Origin of the sequence: Bradyrhizobium sp. R2.2-H, from assembly GCF_004346455.1 — a bacterium.
GTDB lineage: Bacteria > Pseudomonadota > Alphaproteobacteria > Rhizobiales > Xanthobacteraceae > Bradyrhizobium > Bradyrhizobium diversitatis.
On record NZ_SMBR01000003.1, the window covers coordinates 26539 to 42139 of the forward strand.

Annotated in this window: 17 protein-coding genes; 9 read left to right on the forward strand and 8 right to left on the reverse strand. The window is 64.8% G+C overall.

The genetic code is table 11. The features are described 5' to 3' along the window. Positions 1 to 38 precede the first annotated feature (38 nt). From EDE08_RS07700 to EDE08_RS07710, 3 genes are all read left to right on the forward strand, one after another. Positions 39 to 392 (forward strand): hypothetical protein, encoded by a 354-nt coding sequence (locus EDE08_RS07700; RefSeq protein ID WP_131868365.1) that lies wholly within the window; start codon positions 39 to 41, stop codon positions 390 to 392. A 181-nt stretch (positions 393 to 573) separates the two neighbouring features. Then, on the forward strand, positions 574 to 2196 hold the full coding sequence (locus EDE08_RS07705) for an ABC-F family ATP-binding cassette domain-containing protein (RefSeq protein WP_131868366.1): 1623 nt from the start codon (positions 574 to 576) through the stop codon (positions 2194 to 2196). A gap of 69 nt (positions 2197 to 2265) precedes the next feature. Beyond that, positions 2266 to 3141, forward strand: coding sequence for an MBL fold metallo-hydrolase (locus EDE08_RS07710; protein ID WP_131868367.1), 876 nt, complete (start codon positions 2266 to 2268; stop codon positions 3139 to 3141). A 16-nt stretch (positions 3142 to 3157) separates the two neighbouring features. On the opposite strand, the gene EDE08_RS07715 is transcribed toward EDE08_RS07710, so the two are convergent. Beyond that, positions 3158 to 4021, reverse strand: coding sequence for a DMT family transporter (locus EDE08_RS07715; RefSeq protein ID WP_245524728.1), 864 nt, complete (start codon positions 4019 to 4021; stop codon positions 3158 to 3160). 150 nt (positions 4022 to 4171) lie between these two features. After that, the gene (locus EDE08_RS07720) at positions 4172 to 4420 is read right to left on the reverse strand and encodes a hypothetical protein (protein WP_131868368.1); all 249 of its coding nucleotides are present in this window, start codon (positions 4418 to 4420) and stop codon (positions 4172 to 4174) included. A 201-nt stretch (positions 4421 to 4621) separates the two neighbouring features. Here EDE08_RS07720 and EDE08_RS07725 point away from each other — a divergent pair, with 201 nt between their 5' ends. After that, entirely contained in the window at positions 4622 to 5086 is a 465-nt protein-coding gene (locus tag EDE08_RS07725) for a cupin domain-containing protein (protein ID WP_131868369.1), read from the forward strand. A 5-nt stretch (positions 5087 to 5091) separates the two neighbouring features. Here the strand turns inward: EDE08_RS07725 and EDE08_RS07730 are convergent, their stop codons facing one another. Then, positions 5092 to 6054, reverse strand: coding sequence for an alpha/beta hydrolase (locus tag EDE08_RS07730; RefSeq protein ID WP_131868370.1), 963 nt, complete (start codon positions 6052 to 6054; stop codon positions 5092 to 5094). A gap of 113 nt (positions 6055 to 6167) precedes the next feature. Between EDE08_RS07730 and EDE08_RS07735 the strand changes: the two genes are divergently transcribed. Both EDE08_RS07735 and EDE08_RS07740 read left to right on the forward strand, forming a co-directional pair. Beyond that, positions 6168 to 6845 carry a nitroreductase gene (locus EDE08_RS07735; RefSeq protein ID WP_131868371.1) on the forward strand — a complete coding sequence of 226 codons (678 nt, stop codon included), beginning with the start codon at positions 6168 to 6170 and terminating at the stop codon, positions 6843 to 6845. A 131-nt stretch (positions 6846 to 6976) separates the two neighbouring features. Beyond that, the gene (locus EDE08_RS07740; protein ID WP_061876542.1) at positions 6977 to 7180 is read left to right on the forward strand and encodes a hypothetical protein; all 204 of its coding nucleotides are present in this window, start codon (positions 6977 to 6979) and stop codon (positions 7178 to 7180) included. A gap of 27 nt (positions 7181 to 7207) precedes the next feature. Here EDE08_RS07740 and EDE08_RS07745 read toward each other — a convergent pair whose 3' ends face one another. From EDE08_RS07745 to EDE08_RS07755, 3 genes are read right to left on the reverse strand one after another with little or no spacing between them, the layout of a single operon-like run. After that, positions 7208 to 8329: an HD-GYP domain-containing protein gene (locus EDE08_RS07745; protein ID WP_131868372.1), complete on the reverse strand. Its 1122-nt coding sequence runs from the start codon at positions 8327 to 8329 to the stop codon at positions 7208 to 7210. 58 nt (positions 8330 to 8387) lie between these two features. Then, positions 8388 to 8717: a PilZ domain-containing protein gene (locus EDE08_RS07750; protein ID WP_131868373.1), complete on the reverse strand. Its 330-nt coding sequence runs from the start codon at positions 8715 to 8717 to the stop codon at positions 8388 to 8390. Beyond that, positions 8714 to 9817: a DUF2336 domain-containing protein gene (locus EDE08_RS07755; protein ID WP_131868374.1), complete on the reverse strand. Its 1104-nt coding sequence runs from the start codon at positions 9815 to 9817 to the stop codon at positions 8714 to 8716. Before EDE08_RS07755 ends, EDE08_RS07750 begins: the two co-directional genes overlap by 4 nt. 301 nt (positions 9818 to 10118) lie before the next feature. Between EDE08_RS07755 and EDE08_RS07760 the strand changes: the two genes are divergently transcribed. Both EDE08_RS07760 and EDE08_RS07765 read left to right on the forward strand, forming a co-directional pair. Continuing rightward, positions 10119 to 11066, forward strand: a complete 948-nt coding sequence (locus EDE08_RS07760; RefSeq protein WP_131868860.1) for an AraC family transcriptional regulator — start codon at positions 10119 to 10121, stop codon at positions 11064 to 11066. Positions 11067 to 11115: 49 nt separating this feature from the next. After that, positions 11116 to 11706 carry an NADPH-dependent FMN reductase gene (locus tag EDE08_RS07765; RefSeq protein ID WP_131868375.1) on the forward strand — a complete coding sequence of 197 codons (591 nt, stop codon included), beginning with the start codon at positions 11116 to 11118 and terminating at the stop codon, positions 11704 to 11706. Positions 11707 to 11803: 97 nt separating this feature from the next. On the opposite strand, the gene EDE08_RS07770 is transcribed toward EDE08_RS07765, so the two are convergent. Further along, positions 11804 to 13885 carry a methyl-accepting chemotaxis protein gene (locus tag EDE08_RS07770; protein WP_131868376.1) on the reverse strand — a complete coding sequence of 694 codons (2082 nt, stop codon included), beginning with the start codon at positions 13883 to 13885 and terminating at the stop codon, positions 11804 to 11806. A 92-nt stretch (positions 13886 to 13977) separates the two neighbouring features. Continuing rightward, positions 13978 to 14418, reverse strand: coding sequence for a DUF1810 domain-containing protein (locus EDE08_RS07775; protein ID WP_131868377.1), 441 nt, complete (start codon positions 14416 to 14418; stop codon positions 13978 to 13980). A 120-nt stretch (positions 14419 to 14538) separates the two neighbouring features. Here EDE08_RS07775 and EDE08_RS07780 point away from each other — a divergent pair, with 120 nt between their 5' ends. After that, positions 14539 to 15558, forward strand: a complete 1020-nt coding sequence (locus EDE08_RS07780; protein WP_131868378.1) for a DUF2778 domain-containing protein — start codon at positions 14539 to 14541, stop codon at positions 15556 to 15558. Positions 15559 to 15601 lie beyond the last annotated feature (43 nt).

Consider the following 15601-nt stretch of genomic DNA (forward strand, 5'->3'; position numbering starts at 1 on the left):
CTTCCGGAGCTGGCAACGGATCGAGGGAGAGGACACAAATGAGGCTTCTGGCGGCGGTTGTGACCATTCTTCTGGGCACCATTTCGTTCTCCATGGCGCAAAGCTCGGGAGGCTCTTCAGGCGGTTCTTCATCCAGCGGCGGCGCGAGCGCGGCTGGTTCGAGCGGCGCGGGTGGCTCGACGCTCTCGAACGGGACGACGCTCAGCGGAACTGGCGGTTCGCCAGGCCCCAACACGCTCAATGCAAAAAACCGGAGAACGACGGGCGCGAGACCCGGTGCTACCCCTTCTGATCAGGAAGGCGGTGGATCTCGACCGACCTACAACACGCCCGCCGCAAACGCTGCCATCCAGCAGCTCGGAAATACCAATACGGGCATCCTCAAGAAGTGACGATCATCAAGACCGGGCGGCGGCTGGACCAACCAAGAGGTGGGTCATCGGGGGTTATAATCCCGAAAGCTGCGGTTTGAACGACGGTATTGCGGCCGGGTGGTGCGCTGGTCCCGGGCTTCCCCTGGAAGCCCGTATGGCCTATGACGCTGCAACGCAAAAATCCCCCCATAAAGACCTCATGATCCGCCTCGACAACGTCAGCAAGCAAGCCGGCCACCAGATCCTGTTCATCGAAGCCTCCGCCGCCCTGAACAAGGGCGAGAAGATCGGCCTCGTCGGGCCGAACGGCGCCGGCAAGACCACATTGTTCCGGATGATCGCCGGCGAGGAGCTGCCTGACGAGGGGCAGGTCTCGACCGATCGCGGCATTACCATCGGTTATTTCAACCAGGACGTCGGCGAGATGAGCGGCCGCAGCGCGGTGGCCGAGGTGATGGATGGCGCCGGCCCCGTCAGCGAGGTTGCGGCCGAGCTGCGCGAGCTCGAGGCCGCGATGGCCGACCCTGAAAAGGCCGATCAGATGGACGAGATCATCGCGCGCTACGGCGAGGTGCAGCATCGTTTCGAGGAGTTGGACGGCTATGCACTCGATGGCCGTGCGCGCGAAGCGCTGTCCGGCCTCGGGTTCAGCCAGGAGATGATGGACGGCGACGTCGGAAAACTCTCCGGCGGCTGGAAGATGCGCGTGGCGCTGGCCCGTATTCTCCTGATGCGTCCCGACGTGATGCTGCTCGACGAGCCGAGCAACCATCTCGATCTCGAAAGCCTGATCTGGCTGGAAAAATTCCTGCACGATTACGAAGGCACGCTGCTGATGACCTCGCATGACCGCGAGTTCATCAACCGCGTCATCTCCAAGGTGATCGAGATCGACAGCGGCTCGCTCACCACCTACACTGGCAATTACGAGTTCTACGAGCAGCAGCGGGCGCAGAACGAGAAGCAGCAGCAGGCCCAGTTCGAGCGACAGCAGGCCATGCTGGCCAAGGAGATCAAGTTCATCGAGCGCTTCAAGGCGCGCGCCTCGCATGCCGCGCAAGTGCAGAGCCGGGTGAAGAAGCTCGACAAGATCGAACGGGTCGAGCCGCCGCGCCGCCGCCAGAGCGTGGCGTTCGACTTTTTGCCGGCGCCGCGCTCGGGTGAGGACGTCGTGGCGCTCAAGAACGTGCACAAGGGCTATGGCAGCAAGCGCATCTATGACGGCCTCGACTTCATGATCCGCCGCAGGGAGCGCTGGTGCGTGATGGGCGTCAACGGCGCCGGCAAGTCGACGCTGCTCAAGCTCGTCGCCGGTGCGAGCGAGCCGGACCAGGGCACAGTGGCGCTCGGGGGCAGCGTCAAGATGGGCTATTTCGCTCAGCACGCGATGGACCTGCTCGACGGCGAGCAGACGGTGTTTGAGTCACTCGAATATGCATTTCCGACCGCTGGGCAGGGCTCGTTGCGCGCGCTCGCCGGCTGCTTCGGCTTCTCCGGCGACGACGTCGAGAAGCGCTGCCGCGTGCTCTCGGGCGGCGAGAAGGCGCGGCTCGTGATGGCTAAGATGCTGTTTGACCCGCCGAACTTCCTGGTGCTGGACGAGCCCACCAACCATCTCGACCTCGCCACCAAGGAGATGCTGATCAATGCGCTGTCGGATTTCGAGGGCACCATGCTGTTCGTCTCGCATGACCGGCATTTTTTGGCGACGCTGTCGAACCGCGTGCTGGAGCTGACGCCTGATGGCATCCACCAATACGGCGGCGGCTACACGGAATATGTCACGCGCACCGGGCAGGAGGCGCCGGGATTGCGGAGCTAGCATTCCGCTGCGCGGCTTGACGCGTTGACACCTCCCGCTACGCTCCCTCAAAATGGGAGCGAAACGGCGATGAAGCAAATCCGGATCGGCGACATCACCATCGACGCGGTGATCGAGCGGGAAGGGCCGTGGCGGCGGCCGCAGGATTTCTTCCCGGCCTATGACGAGCGCGTGTTCGCCCGCCATCTGCCGACGATGGAGCCGGAGGTGTTCGATGCCGCGCGCGGCATGATGGTCATCACGTATCAGACTTTCGTGGTGCGGACGCCGCGCCATACCATCCTGGTCGATACCTGCACCGGCGAGAACAAGGGTCATCCGCCGCCGTTCGACTTTCCCGGCAAGGAACGCTGGCGCAACGAGTTGTTCGCGCTCGGCATCGGCTTCGAGCAGATCGATTATGTCTTCTGCACGCATCTGCACATCGACCACACCGGCTGGAACACGAGTTTGCGCGACGGCCGCTGGGTGCCGACGTTTCCAAATGCGAAATACGTCTTCCACAAGGGGGAGTATGCGGCCTGGGAAGCGGAGCATGCCAAGGGTAACAACCCGCCCGGCACTGTCTTCCGCGACAATTGCCTGCCGATCGTCGAGGCCGGGCAGGCGCTGCTGGTCGATGACGACTACGCGCTCGACGATACCGTGACGCTGACGCCGACGCCGGGGCATTCACCCTGCCATTGCTGCGTGAACATCTTCTCCAGAGGCCGGCGCGCGGTGGTCGCGGGCGACCTCATGCATCACCAGATCCAGTGCCGCGAGCCGGACTGGTCAGCTAAGCCGGATTGGGACCCGAAGCAGTCGGCGGTGTCGCGGCGAAAATTCTTTGGGTCGGTTGCCGACACCGACACGCTGATCCTGCCGGTGCATTTTCCGGCGCCGACGGTGGGATGGATCAGGCCGCTGGATGGGGCGTTCGACTATCGGTTCAAGCGGGATTGAGGCGCGAACATCCCGGTCAACGCTTGCTGCGCTGCGCGAGCACCAACGCGATGCCGCCGAGCATCGCAGGGGAGGCGAGCAACAATCGGAGCGTAACCGGCTCGGCCAGGAACAGCGCGCCGCCGATCGCGGCGATGGCGGGGACGGAAAGCTGGACGGAGGCCGCGCGGGCCGCCGTCAGGTAGCGCAAGGTGACGTACCACATCACATAGCCGAGCCCCGAGGCGATCGCGCCGGATGCGATCGCATAGGCGAACCCGGTCGGCGTGACGTGGAGATCGGAGAGCTGCCAGAGGTTCACGGCTGCGGCAAGCGGCAGGCAGCAGAGGAAATTGATGGCGTTGGCCTCGATGGGATGATCAACGCCCCGCGCCGACAGCGAGAACACGCCCCAGGCGATACCCGACATGGCGATCAGGACCGCGCCGATGGGATCGGGGGCGCTGACGCCGGGCAGAACCAGATAGATGAGGCCCAAGCTCGCGATCGAAAGCCCGATCCAGCCAGCTGTGGAGAACCGTTCTCCCTCCCGCAGCGCGACGCAGAACATCGTGAGCTGCACGGCGGTGAACAGGATCAGGGCGCCGGTGCCTGCCGGCAGCCGCACATAGGCAAACGAGAAGCAGATCAGGTAGACGAACAGGGCGGCCACCGACCTGACCTTGGCATAGGCAAATGACGGCAGATGCCCGTAGCGTTGCCAGACCACCAGCGCGAGAATTGCGACCGCCGCAAGCACCCGCACCGTCGTGAAGCTCGCGGGATCGATCAGCCCGGGCCCCAGCGCGAGCCGGCACAGCAGCGAGTTGGCTGCAAAGCAAACCATCGTCGCGGTCGTCAGCACAGCCGCCTGGGTGGTTTGCGAACTTGTGGTGATCAAGATCAGGATACTCGCCAGTCGCGACGCTGAAGCCGCAAAGGCATCGAAGCGGCTAAACCGGAGACAAGGGAAACAGCAAATCGGGCTCGATACGGTCTGGATCGAGCCCGATGACGTCTTTCGAAGATTACCGAGGATCTCTCCGGGCGCTTACGCGTTCGTCTCGCACTTCTTCATGAAGCTGTTCTTGGCGGCGCCGGCGAGCGGCTTGCCATCGGAGCCGACCGCCTTGGGTGCGCAGGCATCGGCCTTGCATTTCTTCAGGAACGAGGTCTTGGCGGCGCCGGCCAACGGCTTGCCGTCCTTGCCGATCGCTTTGCTCTCGCAGGTTTCTTGTGCGAATGCCGAGCCCGCTGCAAAGGCGGCAACAATCGCTGCGAGGAAAATCCGCTTCATCATGGGTGTCTCCTGAAACCAGAAATGGCCGGGAGATTGGAGCTGGGAATCGTGGCGCAATCAAGCAGGACGAGCGGACGTCGTCCGGTCGACGTACCGATTTTTCGAGCGCGGTCGGCGGCCGTCCATCCTTGTTGCACTGCTCGCAGACCCCGCCGCGCGACCCTGCTAGCTTCGATCGGCTTAGCTGAATGGAGCATCGTCATGGACGCCACGATCCCGAAGGGCGGGGAATCTGCTGATCGGCATTCCCACCTGGTTCGGCCCCAGGACATGGACTGGCAGAAGACCCGCTTTCCGGGGTGCGAGGCCAAAACGCTGCTGTTCGATCGCAGCACGGGCCTGATGACCGCCTTGATGCGCTTTGCGCCGGGATCGGTGCTGCCCGATCACGAGCATGTCGGCATCGAGCAGAGCTGGGTGATCGAAGGCGCGCTCGTCGACAAGGAGGGCCCGGCCGAGGGTATCGCCTGCAAGGCCGGCGAATTCATCTGGCGCGAGGCGGGCAGCCGCCACGCCGCCTGGTGTCCGGACGGCGCCTTGATCCTGGCGATCTTCCAGGTGCCGAACAAGTTCTTCGAAGCCGACGGCCGCGTCGTCGACGCCGCCGGTCAGGACTGGGACGAGACCTGGGGGCATACCGGCGCGCAACGCGCGCGGAGCACCTGACCGCTTCAAACGCCCCGCATGAGCAGGGCCTTGAAGTCGGCGCGTGCGCGCTGCGCCTCGGCGCGCGCGACCTCGGAGGCGTCGCCCATGCCGAAATAGCCGTGGATCAGGCCGGGGCCCTCGTGGTGCTTGACGCGGACTCCGGCCGCCTCCAGCGCCCGCACGTAAGCCGCACCCTCGTCGCGCAAGGGATCGAACCAGGCCGTGGTCACGATCGCAGGTGCCAGCCCGGCAAGCGATGCGGCGCGCAGCGGCGAGGCACGCCAGTCGGTCGCGTGAGCGGGATCGGCGAGATAATGGCCGCAAAACCATTCCATCGTAGCACGCGTGAGGAAGTAGCCGTCCGCATTCTCCGCGCGGGAGGGATAGCGCGCGTTCTCACGTGCGTCCGCGTAGCTGCCGAGGACGTCGGTCACGGGATAGACCAGCAATTGCGCGGCGAGCTTGATGCCGGCGTCGCGGCAGGCGATCGCGGTGGTGGCCGCGAGATTGCCGCCGGCGCTGTCGCCGGCAACGCCGAAGCGCTTTGCGTCACCGCCAAATTCCGCGACGCGGTTGAAGATATCTCCGACTGCGGTGAAGGCATCCTCGAAGGCGCCGGGAAAGCGCGTCTCGGGCGGGCGGCGATAGTCGACGGAGACGACCACCGCGCCAGTCTCGATCGCGAGATTGCGCGCCTGCCGGTCGTGGGTCTCGAGGTCGCCCGCGACCCAGCCGCCGCCGTGAAAGAACACCACGGTCGGTGCCGACGTGGTGCCGACCCGATAGACGCGTGCATCGAGCGGCCCGGCGCCGCCTTTCACCTTGATGTCCTGCACGGTATCGACGGGCGGCGGCGGTATGGCCGCGCGCGAGGCAGCCAGTGCGCGCAAGGAATCGCGGGCACTCTGTGGCGTCATCGTGACGGGATCGCGCATCGGCATGAGCGGAATGATCTGGGCGATGACGGGATCGAGCGGCGCGGCCATGAGGGTCCTCCGGGATTCTTGGTCTTGCTTGCGGACCAGCATAGGTTTTGCGGGCCGCATCGGCAACCGGCCTGCGTCGCAACGCCGGACGAACGGGCAGGGAGGTTCACGAGGTGGAATTCGAGACGCTGGTCCAGTCGCGCCGCAGCGTGCGCGGCTTCAAGAACGAGCCGGTGCCGCGCGCGGTGATCGAGGTGATCATCGAGAGCGCCAAACGCGCGCCCTCGTCGATGAACACCCAGCCCTGGCATGTCCATGTGCTCACGGGCCATCCGCTGGAGGAGGTGCGTCGCCGCAACATGGAGGAGATGGCCGGCGGCGCCAAGGTCAAGCGCGACATCGTCAGCCACGGCGAGTACCAGGGTGTGCATCGCACCCGGCAGGTCGACATTGCCAAGAAGCTGTTCGGCGCGATGGGAATCGCGCGCGACGACAAGCCGATGCGGCAGGACTGGGTGCTGCGCGGCTTCCGCCAGTTCGACGCGCCGGTCTCGCTGGTGCTGACCTACGACCGCGTGCTCGATCCCGGCGCCGTCTGCCATTTCGATCTCGGCGCGCTCTGCTACGGCATCGTGCTCGCGGCGTGGGACCGCGGGCTCGGCTCTGTCATCAACGGGCAGGGCATCATGCGCTCCGACATCGTGCGCGAGGTCGCCGAGATTCCGGAGGACGAGGTCATCATGACCTGCGTCGCGATGGGCTATCCCGACGACGGCTTTGCCGCGAACGCGGTACGCTCGGACCGCGAGCACAACCACCAGTTCGTGCGTTACGTGGGTTTTGCCGATTAGCGCGACAGGAGGAGATTATTCTCTGGCGGAAATTTTTGCTGCGGAGTCCCAAGCGGCCTCTTGCAATCTCGAAGGTGCAGGAGGAACAATGTGCGGACTGAGAGGTTTGTTGCTGGCGCGAGGGAATTGACATGCGGCGGCTGGCTAGCCTGGTTCGACGGTTCTTCGGTCCGCGACTCCGGCACAAGATCGATGACGATCCAAGTCTTCCTTTCACACCCGAAGAGTTCGGCCGGCTGATACGCAGCGGCCGGCACGAGGACATGAAGCTGCTGGCCGAGGGGCTGGCCTGCCGATCCATCCCGCGCCGCGCCAGCCATCGCGCTACTCATTAGGCCGCGTTCGAGACCGGTCTGCCGCGCTCACCGCGTGAGCGCGACCTGCTTGAATGAGTGGACCAGCGCCTTCTCCAGCTTCCCGTTCATCCCGCACAGAATATTGTAGGCCTCCGCGCGCGGCATGGTCGGCTTGTAGTGTCGGTGCTCGATCAGCGCCGCGAAGATGTCCGAGATCGTTAGAATTCGCACGATGTCGCCGATCCTCTCGGCGCAGAGCGCGTCGGGATAACCGCTCCCGTCGAGGTATTCGTGATGATGGCGAACGGCATCGAGTATCTCCGGCGAGATTCCGTCGTGTCCCTTGAGAAACTCGTAACCGGCGGCCGGATGCGTTTCGATCAGCGCGCGTTCGGCGGCATCAAGGCGGCCCGGCTTGTCGAGGATGGCGAGTGGTATCTGCGCCTTGCCGATGTCGTGGAACATGGCAGCCGAATAGAGCCGTTCCAGGTCGGCCCTGCCGACGCCGAGGCTCAGTCCGAAGTCGATGGCAACGCCGGTCACGAGCAGGCAATGCTGATAGGTTCCTTCGTGGTGGCGCCGCACCGTCATGAGCCACTCCGTCAGGCCATGCTGGGTGATACGCTCGGCAATCTGGCGACCGGCTTCCTTGGTGCCGTCGACGTCGAGCGGCTGGCCCAGGGTCACAGCCGTGAACATCGATGCGATCGCGGTCGCGGCGGTCTCGACGGCGTTGTCCGGTTGCGACGCGTCGCCTGACGACGCCGACGGACCGTCGGCCGGATCGGCCAGCGCCGCCAGAAGCCTGGTCCGGCTAACCGTGCCGGGAAGGACCAGCGTCGCTCCGAGCGCGTAGGCTTGCGAGATGCAGACATGGGAGGCGTGCTCGAGCAGGAAGATGCGCTTCCTGGCCTTCGCCAGCTTGCCGGCCCGCTTCTTGATCGCGGCGATGTTGTCGACGTCGCGCAGCTCCGCGCGGATGACGATGGCGGCCGGCGTCTGCGACAGCCTGGAATCGGCGTCGAGTCGCTCGCCGGCAATGGTGAATTTCTCTTGGAGGATCGCGCAGACGCCCGAAAGTTTGTCGGACGTGTCGGCCAGCACATGCAGGAAGGGGCGATCGGTTCGTGTCTGACGGATACCGCCGTCACCATCGACCGGGCCGGATCTTGTTGGCGCGTGCTGCACGATCTGACCTACACTTTGCGACCGTATGAAAGTCAAACACCAGGTGGAATGCTCGAATCTATTTGCCCTGAACCGCGGTCTGCGCAGGCGCTGGTGCGCCTGCAGGTTTCTTCTTGCCGTCAGCCGTAACGAAGTGAACTCCAGCCGTGGTGCCGTCGATCCAGACCAGTTCGCAGCGCCGGTAGGCGAGGCCGGTCGACGACAGCAGCATGAAGAACTCCTTGGCCTGGAGCACGTCGAGTGTGCCCTCGACCTCGATCTTGGCGCCGCTTTGCGATACGTCCAGCAGGACGCAGCTGCGTCGCCAGGTCCCGTCCGAACCCATGAGATTGACCGGCTGCCTGTGGTCCATTTTCACACGAGCCGCTTTGCGACCGTCGAATTTCATCGGCTAATCCCCATCTTTGCGCCGCGATGTTCCCGACTGCTCTCCCTGGCACTTGCGGCAATTTCCCCCCAACGCACCGTCCACTGGCTGGTGGACAGGAGTAGTGTCTCAAAAGTGTGCTGCGCGCGTTCGCGCTCGGCGAAGGAGAGCCTTCTGCCGCAGCGATTGCCCAAGATGGCCAACGTGGTCTGCCAGTTCAGCCGCGAGGCGCGGCAGGCCATCACGAGACCCTCGCAATCGTCGTCCGTCATGACATGCTCGACGATTTCGATGGGGGTCCCCGAAAGCACCGATAGGGCCGTGACGAGGTTGGCGGTCTCGCCGCGGATGGCGAAGCGGTTCACCGTGGAATCGTTGAGCTTGCCGATGCGGTTGAGCGCGACGATCTCCGGCCGCGCGCTTGCATAGGCGGCCGCGCAGGGCAGCTTGGGGACGATCGGCGCGGCCGCTACGGCTTGAAGCGAGACGGTCGCCTTCGGCCCTGTGCCGGATGCCGGAGCCGCCGACAGCAACTTCCGCATGACCGTGTCGGGCGTGTCCGGCCTGAGGGCCAGCGCCTTCGTGAGCTCATCATCCGTCAGGCACTTGCCGACCAGCGCGGCGTAGGCGGCGTCAGAGAATCGTGCGTCCGTATTGGCGATCAGCGCAATACAAACGCCGCGGGAGCCGCCTTCGATCAGCGTCTCGATCACCGGCGGATCGATCGGCGCGCGGGCGGCGATCGCGCGTTGCTGCCGTTCGCCGCTCGAGGCCGCGATCGATTTGAGGTCGGCTGTGGACAGTGACGGCGATCGCAGCAAGACGGGGCACGCCACCTCCGGATCGTGGTGCGAGGCGAGACGCCGCATGGTCTTCGGCGGGGCCACCGCGAGCTCCGCGAGTGCGGTGCTGAGCTCGATCAACGCACTGGCCTCAACCCGCTCCGTCAGCCGCAGCAGAACGCCGTCGACCACATTGGCGAGCAATTCCTGGGGCCGGTCACGGCTGCTGGTGAGCAGCTGCATGATGCCGGAAAGAATGCGTGCGCAGCGGTCCAGCGGACACGTTGCGACCGCGTCCTCCAACTCGACCAGAACATCAGCAGGCGAATTTGCCGTCATGGCAGGGGCCTGAAATTCGAAATAACTTTGACGATCAAACGTGAGCTATTGCGCCTCAAAGTCGTTAATTTTGAATTTTAGATATCGAGGGTCAGGTAGCCTGGCACCATCACTGTGCGGGAAACGCTATCGAAATTCGGCGAGAGAGCAGACGTGCCCGCTTGTTCTTTCAAGTGGCTCCTCGCCAATTTGTCAGGACACGTTAAGATTGATCCTTTCTAGGGAGCGGAAAACCGAAGGGGGAAACGAACCGGCGTCGCGGCCGGACGCACGTCTACGCCACGTTGCGTTTCATATTTTCATGAACAGCATTGACGATGTGCCGAGACTGGCACTCAACACTTTTCGCTTTTCAGACGTCGACGAATTTCGAAGTGCGATACGCGGGCTGAATTTCGAATTCACGCCTTTCGTACGGAGGATTTCGGCTGAGCAGACAATCCTGTCGTTGCCCGGCTGCGACGTGAATTTGACGCGGACGTTTCCGCGAATGGTCGATGCGCAGCTGGTCGAGAACTGCACGGCGGTCGGCTTCATGATGGACGACCTCGACGTCCCCGTTCGCTTCAATGGCTCGCAGCGCGCCCGACCGGTCGTGGTCGTTGGCAGCGGCGGCGCCGCCTACACCACCATTGAGGAGGTGCAGCGACAAATCGCCTCGGTGGTTTTCAGGCCGGAGGTGCGGGACCGCGGCTGGCCGGCCACGCTCTCGAGCTTCAAGATTTTTGAAGTCTCAGCGGCCGGCCTGCACCGGCTGCGCACCGTGGTTCGTGAGGTGCTGGCCGAGGCGTCCGGCCCGGTCGAGGCGCCGGAGCTCTTGTTGAAGGGCGCGGCGATGAAGGAGTCCCTGCTCGGAGCCGCCGACGAGGCCTTCGAAAGCGTCGTCTCGGCCCGCTGGACCCACGGCCCCAACGACGAGCGGAATTTCAGGATGTTCCAGGACATCCGCGCACTGCTGACCGAGGATTTGTCGCAGCCGATCTACAGCGATGAGATCGCGCGCAAACTCGGGCTGTCCGTTCGCACCATGCACGACGTCGTCCGCCGCTATCGGGGCATGAGCCTGCACCGCTATTTGCGCCTGCGCCGGCTGTGGCTGGTGCGGCGGCAGCTGCTCGCCGGCGCCGATAGCGTCAAGGCGGTCGCGCTGGCGTTTGGCTTCTGGCATCTCAGCGATTTCTCTAGAAGCTACCGCGTCCAGTTCAACGAGTCGCCGTCGCAAACGCTGCGCCGTGGTCGCGGACGATAGTTCGACAAATCGAGTAGGGCGGACACCGGTTTCGTGCTACCGTTCGGCCATGAGCAATCGCATTCTCGTTCTCTACGGTTCCTACCGTTCCGACCGCATGGGCATCCGCCTTGCGAATTTCGTCGTCGATCGGCTGCGCGGCCGCGGCGAGGAGGTCGAATTCATCGACGCCAAGGCGATCGGCCTGCCGATGCTGGACCGCATGTACAAGGAATATCCCAAGGGCGCGGCGCCCGAGTCGCTGGAGAAGCTGGCCGGGCAGATCCGCGGCGCCGACGGCTTCGTCTTCGTCACCGGCGAATACAATTGGGGCATCCAGCCCGGGCTGAAGAATCTCACCGACCACTTCCTCGAAGAGTGGTTCTGGCGTCCGGCCGCGATCGTGAGCTATTCCGCCGGCCGACTGTCCGGTGCGCGCGCGGCGACGGCCTGGCACGGCACGCTTTCGGAGATGGGGATGGTGGTGGTGTCGAGCACCATCGGCGTCGGCCCGATCGCGCAGACATTGTCGGCGGACGCCGAGCCGATCGGCGAGGGCGGCAAGGCGCTGGAGCGCTCGTTCCCCCGCTTTGCCGACGATCTCCTGTGGTGGATCGAGGCGGCGAAAGCGCAGCGGGCGCGGAAGGCGCCGCCTTACTAAAGCGCGATGCGACCGGGATGAACCGTCATCGCGCTTTGGGTTGTAGTTTCAGCATGAGCTTTTCGGAAAACCGCTGCGCGCTTTTCCGGATCACGCTTTAAGCGGCCCTGACCTCGCCGAGGAAACGGTCGAACTGTCCGGCGAGATCGCGCGACTGGCTCGATAGCTGCTCGGCGGCGCCCAGCACCTCCCTCGCGGCAGCTCCCGTGTCGTCGGCGGCGCGCTGTACCCCGGAGATGTTGCTGTTGACCTCCTGGGTGCCGCGGGCGGCCTCCTGGACGCTGCGGGCGATCTCCTTGGTAGCCGAGCCCTGCTCCTCGATCGCAGCGGCGATCGCGGTGCCGATCTGGTCGATCTCGCCGATGACGTCGGCGACGTTGCGGATCGCGGCCACGGTCTCGTCACTTGCGGTCTGGATCGCCGTGATCTGCTCGGAGATCTCGGTGGTGGCCTTGGCGGTCTGGCCGGCCAGCGACTTCACTTCGGAGGCGACCACTGCGAAGCCGCGGCCGGCATCGCCGGCGCGGGCGGCCTCGATGGTCGCGTTCAGCGCGAGCAGGTTGGTCTGTTCGGCGATGCTCTGGATCAGCGTGACGACGTCGCCGATCTTCTGGGCGCCCTCGGCGAGCGCGCGGGCGGTGTCGCCGGTGCGGCGCGCGTTGTCGACGGCACGGGCGGCGATCTCGGTGCTTTGGGCGACCTGACGGCCAATCTCCGCGATCGAGGAGGTCAGCTCTTCGGTGGCGCTGGCGACGGTCTGCACGTTGCTCGAGGTCTGTTCGGAGGCGGCGGCGACCACCGCGGCCTGGCTGTTGGTCTGCGCCGCCGTAGAGGTCATCGACTGCGCGGTGCTTTCCATGGTCGCCGAGGCCTGGGACAGTCCGCCGACGAGCTCGGTGACCTTGGCCTCGAAGGCTCGCGTGAGGCTGTCGAGCGCCTGCGCGCGCCGCATCTTGCCGTCGTTCTCAGCCTGCTTCTCGGCGGCGAGCCGGTCGGCCCGGATCATGTTGTCCTTGAAGACCTGAACGGCCGCGGCCATCGCGCCGATCTCATCGGAGCGCTGGGCGCCGGGGATCTCGCCGGCAACGTCGCCATCGGCAAGCTGTGTCATGCGCGTCGTCAAGCCGACGATCGGGGCGCAGACGCGGCGTCGGACCATCACGATCAGGCCGGCGCTGGCGATCAGCACGGCGAGGAGAACGCCGAGGGCGATGATGAAGCTGGTGCGGGCGGCGGAAGATGCGCTGGCGAGAATCTGCTCGGCATTGTCGTAGAAGGCATCGCGAACGCCGATGATGGTGCCGAGGCCGCGCTGTGTCGCGGCGTAATAGGTGTCCATATCGTGCTCGTACTTGCCGGTGACGGCGCCGTCTTTCACCAGCTTGAGCTCACGACCGAACTCCTCGACATAGATCGCGTTGAATTTCTCCAGGGCCTCGGCGACGTTCGCAGGGGTTGACGGATTGCCGCGCAGTTCCTGCAGCGCCATCACGATCTGGTCGTTGCGGCCCTGTGAGCGGGCGATGTCGGCCTTTTCGGCGTCGGTCGCCGGTTTCTTGCCGCCGACCAGATTCTTGTGGAGGCTGGAATTGAAGCCGCCGACGTCCCGCAACGTCATGGCGATGTTGGCGTAGCTGGCCTGTCGGTAGGCATCGCCATTGAGGATTGCCATGCGGCGGACCTGCTCGTTGAGTAGCGCGGTCACACCTGCATTGAGCACGGCATTGTCGGCGACGATCTTCTTGGCCGCGTCCTTGCGGGCCTCCGCCGGTCCGGCGAGCGCCTTGTCGATGGCTTCGCGCAAGGCGGTGAATTTCGCATTGATCCCGTCGATATTGCTGCCGATGGTACTGCCGTCCTCGAAGGAGCCGGGCAGCTCCTTGCGTCGTGCGTTCATCCTGTCGCGGGCGCCGTCAGTCTGCTTGCGCAATTTGTCCTGCTCAGTGAGCAGTGCCGGGTCGATACTCGCAGGGCCATAGAGAATGTTGGTGGAAAAGCCGCGCTCGGGATTGAGGTAACGCGGGATATCGCTGACGGCGCGGACGATGGCCAGGCGGCCTTGCGCCTCGCCGACCCGTTCCATGGTCTGGTATTTCGTCACGGCGACGTAGACGGCGAGGCCGCCGCCGACGGTCGAGAGCGAGACGATGGCGCTGGTCAGGAGCGTACCGATTTTCATGATCTGTCCGGCAATGGCATGCGACGAGAGTTAAATTTGCACAGACGATAGATAGCCCGTGTTAATCTCGGGTTACGCCCCCGGCGGCCAATTCAGCCGGATGCGCGGTCGAGCCTCGACAGGATCTCAAGCGTGGCGCCGTCGCGTTCACCAGCAAAATAACGGGCAATCGCCTGATCGAAGACGGGTGCGTCGGACACCGCGCCGAACAGAGTCATCGACGAGCGGAATTTGGCGTCATCAGGTGCGCCCAGGATCGCGTTGATGGTCCGACCCTCGACGGCGAGCACGAGCCTCGTGCATTCGATCAGGCGCGCCCCGAGGACGGGATGGGCGAGATAGGCCTCGGCCTCCGCGCGGGACCCGATGGCGTAGCGCTGCGACATGGCGCTGAAGCCGAGGCCTGCGACCTGCGGGAAGATGAACCACATCCAGTGAGTCTGCTTTCGACCCCGGGCCAGCTCGGCCTGGACGTCGCGATAGACCGGGTCCTGGGCCCGGACAAAGCGGTTGAGATCGAAGAGATCGGTCATTGGATACCTTTGGGAGGTTTTCCGGCCGCGATTATGCCTAACTTTTGGCTCCCAATGTGGTAGCTGGTATAGAGTCTCCGGGTGGGGGTGGGCACCCCCGGGGTCGATTTTGGGGATCTGATGGTTTCCGACGCAGCAAACGCCGATAGGCTGTTGTCGCGCCGCCGTGTCGGGCGGGCCGAGACGATTTTACTGTCTGTGGCAGCGGTCGCGCTGGCGCTTGGCGCCGCCGCGTGGGTTTCTGACATCGGTGATTCGACTCCGCTGGTCTCCGCTGCGCTGCCGCCGGCCAATGCTCCTTCGTTCGAGGACCGTTTCGCGTCTGCTGCCGGCAGTCCGCCGGCGCGCGAGTTCGGCCTGCGGGCGCTCGAGCGCTCCGCCGTGAATGCGGTCCAGCTCAAGCTGCGAGACGCCAAGGCGATGCTCGCCCAGAGGCTCCAGGGCGACGACTGGCGCTCGATGCTGTCCGATGACGAACAGCCTGCAGCCGAAGAGGCGAGGCCCTCGCAGCGTGCCGACGCTATCCCGATCCCGCGCTCGCGTCCGGTCCAGGCAGATCTGGCCGCCCAGATCGCCTCCAGCCAAGCCTATGCCGATACCGGTTCCAGGACCGACAACCGCAACTTCTTCGAAAAATTCACCGACAAGATCAAGCTGGCTTCGTTGACGCCGGACAGCGGGCTGCTGACAAAGGCGCCCGATCTCGCTTCCCTCGGCTACGACTCGCGAACCGCGGTCTACGACATCTCGGCCAAGGCGGTCTATCTGCCGAGCGGGGTGGCGCTGGAGGCCCATTCTGGCCTGGGCGCGCTGATGGACGACCCCGACCACGTCGACCGGCGGATGGTCGGCGCGACGCCGCCGGCGACCTACGACCTCAAGCCGCGCGAAAAGCTGTTCCACGGCGTCCGGGCACTGCGCATGACGCCGACTGAGGGCACCAGTGCGCTTGGCCGCGTCGGTCTGCTCACGCACAACTACCTGCTCGGGCCGCGCGGCGATTCCAACGGTTGCGTCTCGATCAAGGACTACGACCGTTTCCTGAAGGCCTACGACAATGGCGAGTTCAACCGCCTGGTCGTGGTGCCGAGCCTGCGCGGGACGGCGACCGCTTCGCAGCGCGCGAGCACCAATTCCTGACCTTGCCTGCGACGGCGGGGCTGCCGTTTCCTCTTCGTTAAGC

Excerpts from the sequence above, each read along its gene's own strand:
- EDE08_RS07765 (WP_131868375.1), top strand. The coding sequence starts at position 11,116 with ATGAGCAATCGCATTCTCGTTCTCTACGGTTCCTACCGTTCCGACCGC.
- EDE08_RS07760 (WP_131868860.1), top strand. The coding sequence starts at position 10,119 with ATGAACAGCATTGACGATGTGCCGAGACTGGCACTCAACACTTTTCGC.
- EDE08_RS07725 (WP_131868369.1), top strand. The coding sequence starts at position 4,622 with ATGGACGCCACGATCCCGAAGGGCGGGGAATCTGCTGATCGGCATTCC.
- EDE08_RS07740 (WP_061876542.1), top strand. The coding sequence starts at position 6,977 with ATGCGGCGGCTGGCTAGCCTGGTTCGACGGTTCTTCGGTCCGCGACTC.
- EDE08_RS07700 (WP_131868365.1), top strand. The coding sequence starts at position 39 with ATGAGGCTTCTGGCGGCGGTTGTGACCATTCTTCTGGGCACCATTTCG.
- EDE08_RS07770 (WP_131868376.1), bottom strand. The coding sequence starts at position 13,885 with ATGAAAATCGGTACGCTCCTGACCAGCGCCATCGTCTCGCTCTCGACC.
- EDE08_RS07780 (WP_131868378.1), top strand. The coding sequence starts at position 14,539 with ATGGTTTCCGACGCAGCAAACGCCGATAGGCTGTTGTCGCGCCGCCGT.
- EDE08_RS07710 (WP_131868367.1), top strand. The coding sequence starts at position 2,266 with ATGAAGCAAATCCGGATCGGCGACATCACCATCGACGCGGTGATCGAG.
- EDE08_RS07755 (WP_131868374.1), bottom strand. The coding sequence starts at position 9,817 with ATGACGGCAAATTCGCCTGCTGATGTTCTGGTCGAGTTGGAGGACGCG.
- EDE08_RS07750 (WP_131868373.1), bottom strand. The coding sequence starts at position 8,717 with ATGAAATTCGACGGTCGCAAAGCGGCTCGTGTGAAAATGGACCACAGG.
- EDE08_RS07775 (WP_131868377.1), bottom strand. The coding sequence starts at position 14,418 with ATGACCGATCTCTTCGATCTCAACCGCTTTGTCCGGGCCCAGGACCCG.
- EDE08_RS07730 (WP_131868370.1), bottom strand. The coding sequence starts at position 6,054 with ATGGCCGCGCCGCTCGATCCCGTCATCGCCCAGATCATTCCGCTCATG.
- EDE08_RS07720 (WP_131868368.1), bottom strand. The coding sequence starts at position 4,420 with ATGATGAAGCGGATTTTCCTCGCAGCGATTGTTGCCGCCTTTGCAGCG.
- EDE08_RS07705 (WP_131868366.1), top strand. The coding sequence starts at position 574 with ATGATCCGCCTCGACAACGTCAGCAAGCAAGCCGGCCACCAGATCCTG.